This window comes from Bacteroides timonensis (assembly GCF_000513195.1).
Classification (GTDB): Bacteria; Bacteroidota; Bacteroidia; order Bacteroidales; family Bacteroidaceae; genus Bacteroides; species Bacteroides timonensis.
Map to the genome: position 1 here is coordinate 1 of NZ_CBVI010000050.1, position 6,250 is coordinate 6,250.

General features: G+C 40.3%; 4 protein-coding genes. 1 reads left to right on the forward strand and 3 read right to left on the reverse strand.

All coding sequences use genetic code 11. The features are described 5' to 3' along the window. Positions 1–60: 60 nt before the first annotated feature. Positions 61–309: a hypothetical protein gene (locus tag BN161_RS10820; protein WP_044265926.1), complete on the reverse strand. Its 249-nt coding sequence runs from the start codon at positions 307–309 to the stop codon at positions 61–63. Positions 310–480: 171 nt separating this feature from the next. Between BN161_RS10820 and BN161_RS10825 the strand changes: the two genes are divergently transcribed. Then, the gene (locus tag BN161_RS10825; RefSeq protein WP_044265929.1) at positions 481–1,773 is read left to right on the forward strand and encodes a hypothetical protein; all 1,293 of its coding nucleotides are present in this window, start codon (positions 481–483) and stop codon (positions 1,771–1,773) included. A 110-nt stretch (positions 1,774–1,883) separates the two neighbouring features. Here BN161_RS10825 and BN161_RS10830 read toward each other — a convergent pair whose 3' ends face one another. Together BN161_RS10830 and BN161_RS10835 are read right to left on the reverse strand one after the other, a co-directional pair. Further along, positions 1,884–4,511 (reverse strand): carboxypeptidase regulatory-like domain-containing protein, encoded by a 2,628-nt coding sequence (locus tag BN161_RS10830; RefSeq protein WP_044265931.1) that lies wholly within the window; start codon positions 4,509–4,511, stop codon positions 1,884–1,886. 201 nt (positions 4,512–4,712) lie between these two features. Continuing rightward, positions 4,713–5,684: a FecR family protein gene (locus BN161_RS10835; protein WP_044265933.1), complete on the reverse strand. Its 972-nt coding sequence runs from the start codon at positions 5,682–5,684 to the stop codon at positions 4,713–4,715. Between the last annotated feature and the right edge of the window lie 566 nt (positions 5,685–6,250).

A 6,250-nucleotide genomic window follows, 5' to 3' on the forward strand; every position in this document is an offset into this window, starting at 1 on the left:
AACAATTTGTTATGCCCTTTATTCATTATAGTTAATACTCGTGATAGTTTTTATTGTAAATCACATTTCATATACTCCGAGCTCTTCCTCTATGGCTTCACATTCATCTTTCTCTATATGCAGTAAGCGATTGATTTCCCTTCGCTTTTCGAGATCAGTGAAATAACTTTCTACTACGGTATACAGGTCGAATCCTTTGGTGGAACCTGCTGCCATGTCTAATGACTCTACCATTTTCTCTATTTCCCTGTGAATGCGTTCCTTGTTGATGAAATGCAACTCATTACTATGAATCAGATACTTTTCCATGATCGTTGGTATTTAAAGTTCTATTGATATAACGTCTGTTATGAACGGTTAGTTCATACAAAAAATAATAATTCCTCTCTGAGTTAATAGAGAATTAATAGCTTTATTAATACTCCTCGTGTATTATTGCCGAATAATAGCGTAAAAGTTAATTTAAAAAGTAATAATACCATGAAAAAAGTAATTAGTATGAATCTGATAAATGTAATTCAAATGAAAACACAAAGTTTTTGGTTGACAGCACTATTAGTGCTGTTAGGTGTTATTTCTACAGTGAATACCAACGCTGCAGAAAAGTTAATGGCGGGTACCGGCAAAGTGAATATAACCCCGCCTAATCCCCGCTATCCGGTTCATGATTCACTCTATGCGCGAACTCTTATTCTTGAAGTGGGAGCTTTGCGTATTGCTTTTGTCTCTCTGGATTTGGTTATGTACAGTAATGTTCCGTTAGCAGAGAAACTAAAAAAGCAATTTGGTTTGCAGGAAGTCTATTTCTGTCCCCAGCATACACATTCCGGTGAGGCAGGGCCCAAGGACTGGCTCGATGCTCAGATAACCAAAGCTTTGAAACAGGCTTCTTCTTCTATGTTCGAGGCTCGTATTTCAGCAGGTTATCGTAGTTTTCCTCAACTAAGTTTCAATCGGTTGCTTCTTCGTGAAGACGGCCGTGCCCGCGAATCATGGGTAGGAGATGACCACTACAGGGCGGTGAATCCGGAGCGTATTCCTCATGGGCCTGTTGATAATTCTGTAGGTGTCATTAAACTGGAGGACACGAAAGGGAATCCGAAAGTAATTCTAATGAATTATGCCTGCCATCCGGATGTGGCCTGGAATAACTTTGAAATCTCTGCCGACTATGTGGGCTATGCCACCAAATATACGGAAGAAGCTTTTAACAATCAGGTATATTGCCTTTTTGTACAAGGCGGTGCAGGAAACCAGGCACCTTTATTTAAGGATGGCGGACGTACCGGACCGGATGACCCTCGCCCGTCCAATTATGATTTGATAGACCGTATGGGTAAATTGCTCTCTATCGAAGCCGTTAAACTGGCCAAAGAAATATATCCGAACCCGTATGATGTACCCAATATCAAGGTGAAGACTGACTCTCTGCATTTTATCGGCAGACATGACAAGAACCTGAAGTATAATGTGCATTTCTCCGTAATATCCATTAATAACCGTATTGCCATTGCCACTGTTCCCGGTGAACCTTTCATCAAGTTCCAGATTGATTGGAAACGGGAAATGCAACCCAATAATGTTATTCCTTTCTTCTTCGGATATACCTGGAACAACGGAAGATGGCCGATGTATCTGCCTGATATTCGATCGGCTGCTTATGGTGGCTTCGGAGCAGATGAAGGATCGTGGCTTATTGAAGTCGGAGCAGGTGAAAAGATTTTCAACAAGCTGATAGAGAATTTTTATCGGATGATGGGAGTATTTCGTTGAGGATACTCTGAGTAAATAGAAAGAAGAAGATGTATCGGAAAATTTCCAAATACATCTTCTTTGCTTTTATTGGGGTAACAGCGCAAACAATGATTGTTCTCTTTTATATACTAAAAGTAAATCTTATAACTGATATTCGGTATCAATCCCGATCCGTCTTTTTTCTCTATCTTATGAGTTTTTTCGTTGTACTGGTAAAAGTGCATTCCTGTGCGCATACCTACATTTAGCATTTTAATAGAAAACTCATGAGATATTTTCTTTTTATTAATTCTATAACTGAAAGAGATGTCACCGTTGATGGAGGGATCAAACTTCTTGCTGTAAGCTCTGGTTTCATCAAATTTGATATCATGTTCTATCATACTTTTACCCTCATCTACAGGGGTATATCGGTCACCACCTTGGAAGAAGATACGTCCGTTGAGGCTTAGTACATTTTGTTTATTACGTCCTACCATCCATTCTTTTCCGGCAAGTATGTTCAGGAGATAGTTTTTGTCCAACCGTGTATTACGCCAGATGCTATCTCCGGCTTTGTATTTTGATTTAAAAAGAGAAGCCGTTATCATATAGTAGAAACCATTTTTCATGTATTGTTCTAATGTAATGTCTATACCGTAGTTCACTCCGGAGCCTCTATTCTTTAATATTCTGTCCAGATAGAAACTCTGATGGTTGATGATGGAAAAGGAAGAATTCTCTTCAACAGGTATTCGGAATAGATATTGATAATAGGGTTCCACTTTTAAGTGCATATACGAGTTGATGTTCCAGTCGTATGTAAGCCCAAAGTGATGAGCCTTTGAAAAATCCAGGTATCTGTTGGATTCTGTTTTTCCATTGGCTTCCTGTTCCACAAAGTAGTAGTCAAGCTTTTCCCTGCGACTATGCAGACCGTATGCCAGTGCCAAGGCGTGTTTCGGATTAAAGCTCCATTTAAGGGCTGCTCTGGGTTCTACGGTCCAGTTTTTATTCAGGGTGAAGTACTGTGCGGTGATGCCCAGACTGGTAGTAAGATGGTTGCTTAGGTTGATGACAGAACTGCTGTATGCCGAGAGTACACAACTTCCCCCATTTCCTTTTGAAATCTGTTCCATAGGTACATCTAAACCGAAATTAGGACTGATTTTGTAATCCAAGTTATATTGGAGGCCTGTAACTGTGATACCTGTCCGGTTGATATGGTTGGAATTGAATTTCTTGTTCAGATAAGAATTAAAGACTATATCCCATTTGGAGTTCCGGATATCTCCTACATGGACCAGTTTGTCATCTTCTGTCATCTGATCGGCTCTCGTGCGATCTTTCGAGTAAGTGGCGGCTAATGAAGAACGAATATATGTATCTGCATTGATAAGATACTTGTGTGTAAGTCCTCCTGCCGCTTTGTCAAAAGCTGTATTTCCGGACTGCCGGTCACCTTGTGTCTCCCATTCATCACGGTCGATGGCTTCCGGTTTATAACGGTCAATCAGTCCGATTCCCCAGATAGAGAAAGTTCCGGCCTTCCGGGTAGGAAAATTTAATTTGAATGACAAGTCCTGATATTTCAGATTCATATCATTTCCCGTAGCCAAGGAAGTGGTAGAGAAGCGGTAATTGAAGATATAGGAACTTCCATGTTTCCTGCTTATCGGGCCTTCCGATGCCAGGTCAATACCCAGAATACCCAACTGAAATGTATGTTCATACTTCTGATTGTTGCCATTTCGTATTTGCATGTCGAAGATACCTGATAGCGCATTGCTGTATTCGGCAGGGAACGCACCGTTGTAGAAATCGGAGTTACCGATCACCTGTGTACTCAGGGCCGAAAGAAAGCCCCCACCCAGTCCGGTAAGGTCGGCGAAGTGAGTCGGATTGGGAATTTCTACCCCTTCCAACCTCCATTGGGTAAACTGGGGTGAATTTCCTCTGATAGCTACAGCGTTGGTTCCTACATCTCCTGCCACACCTGCAAATGCAGAACTCAGACGTGCCGGATCATCAAAACCATTGGCAAACCTGCCCGCTTCTTCCATGCTGATCATGCGTCCGCCGGTAATGGCCATTGCATTCAGAGGTTTATCTTTCTTTATCTCCGGTTGTATGACGACTTCCGCCAACGAGTGAATGTTTTCATCCAGAGTGATTTCCATATATACTTCCTTGGAAGAGGTTACAGGTATCTCATTGAAAATATTGGCATTATATCCTACATAGGAGGTTTGTATATTGCATCGTCCCACGGGAACATTGTCTATCCGAAATCTCCCCAGACTGTCTGTTGTGCTGCCCAAAGAACCGACATTCATAATTCTTACAGTAGCAAACTCTATGGGTGCATTGGTTTTGGAATCCAGTACAATTCCTCTGACTGTTTGAGTAGGTTTCTCTGTTTTTTCCTTGGTGGATTTCTGTAGTTCGTTGCCGGATGGAGTGATAATGATATGGTAGCCTGTTATTTTGTACGAATAGCGGGTGTCTTTCAAGATTTGCGATAACGCCTTGTCAATGCTCTGGGCTTCTAACGACAGGGATATTTTCCTCTTTACATCTACGGCCGATAATTCATAGGCTATGCTGTATCCGGTTTGTAGTTCTATCTCGGCAAAAGCTTCTTTCAGTGATATGTTTTTATTCTGTATGGTGATTTGCTTTCTGTCATTCTGTGCTGTGGCATTCAATGAGAGAAAGGCAAAAAATAAAAAAAGGAGTATCTTATCTGTTTCTTTATTAATGGTTATTCGATTCATTGTTGTATGTTTTTATAAGATAAGCTGCATTTCGGCATAACTTTTTCATGTAAGCATGAAAGTTCTGCACTCAATTTGCATTATCTTTGTATAGTTAATACTTTGTTTTACTTTACGGTTTGATGGAGCATTAGCATTTCAGAACCGGGTTGAGGGTCTCAAGCTGCAATCCGGTTCTTTTTCTTCATAGGCAGTCTCTTTTTATTGTTTTTTGATTAGTTCTACTTTGTTTCTCTGTATCTGATAACTGAAGCCGATCATCTCACTCAATACAGGCAGTACTTCTTCCAGATTTTCATTTTTCAGGAACCGGACGGTATATCGTTTGGAGGCGGGAACGTTCATTGTATGATTGATAGTTACATTATAACGTCTCTCTAATGTTTGCAGGATTTCGGTGAAAGGTGCATCGGTAAATATCAGTTTTCCCGTGATCCAGCCATCTGCATCGGTTGGAGAAACTTCGGTAATGCTGATGGCGGATGTTTTTCTATCGTATGTCAACCGTTCATTAGGTTTCAGTATCCGCGAGTCCTGAACGGGAGGGGTGACTTCAACTTTGCCACTTGTCAGGGTAGTAGTCACCAGTTCATCATCAGCGTATGCCTTTACATTGAATTGGGTTCCTAATACTTTGACTGAAAGTTGGGACGTTTCTACAATAAACGGTTTCGCTGTATCTTTCCGAACAGAAAAATAGGCTTCACCGTCAAGATACACAAGGCGCTGTGCTTTCGAGAACTTTTCCGGGTATTTGATTGCTGTTCCTGCATTCAGCCATATTTCGGAGCTATCAGGCAATAGGAAGTGTTTTTTATCACCGTATGCAACAGATATCTCAACCCATTTATCCTTCGTGGAAGTATAGTACAGATAACTTCCTGTAATAATCAGTAGCGGAATCAGGGCTGCTGCAATACGCATTCGTTTTTGATAGAAAGGTCGGGGAACTATTTTCTTATAACGGATCTTTTGGTTTACTCTGTTTAATGCAAGTTTAGTGTCCGGGTCTGTTTTTGTCTCCAATTGATCCCAATATTCCAATGAAGCTTTTTCTTTTTCTTCAGTGTCTTTATCTTTAATGATCCATTTCTGAACCTTCTCTTCCGTTTCGGGAGAGAAGCGGCCGGATAAATATGTTCCGATGATTCTAACGATATTATTCTTCTCCATTCTGTTGCATTTACTATATATACAGTCAACGGATGAAAAACTCAGTAAGCAAATGAATCTTTTTCCTATTTTTTCTTTTTAGAAATAGGGGGCTACCTGAATAAACGAGAAAAAGAACAGAACTATCTGCCTCGTACCTGGCTTGTATCTTTTTCGTACCCTCCTCGTACCAACTTCGCTATTTTGTTCCTCGTATAGGAGCGAAGGAAATGCGAACCGGGTATAGGGAGGAAGAACTTTTGACCAAAAGGTAATATTGTGTTCTATTTGTTTCTGCACGGGTTATGAACAAAACGATAATCCGATATGATAAGCGCCTCTAATATAAATAATAAATATTTATAAAACAAAACATTTGCGAGATCAGTCGCATACTTAGGGGGGCTCAGTATGATACTTAGGGTATCTCAGTATCATATTGAGGTACCCTAAGTATGATACTGAGATACCCTGATTATAACATGCTTGATAATCAAGTGTTTGCAAAACTAATCTTTGGTGGTTATAAATTAGAACAAATAAACTATTGAAATAATGAATTAATTCGTTTCTTTCCGGTTATGAGC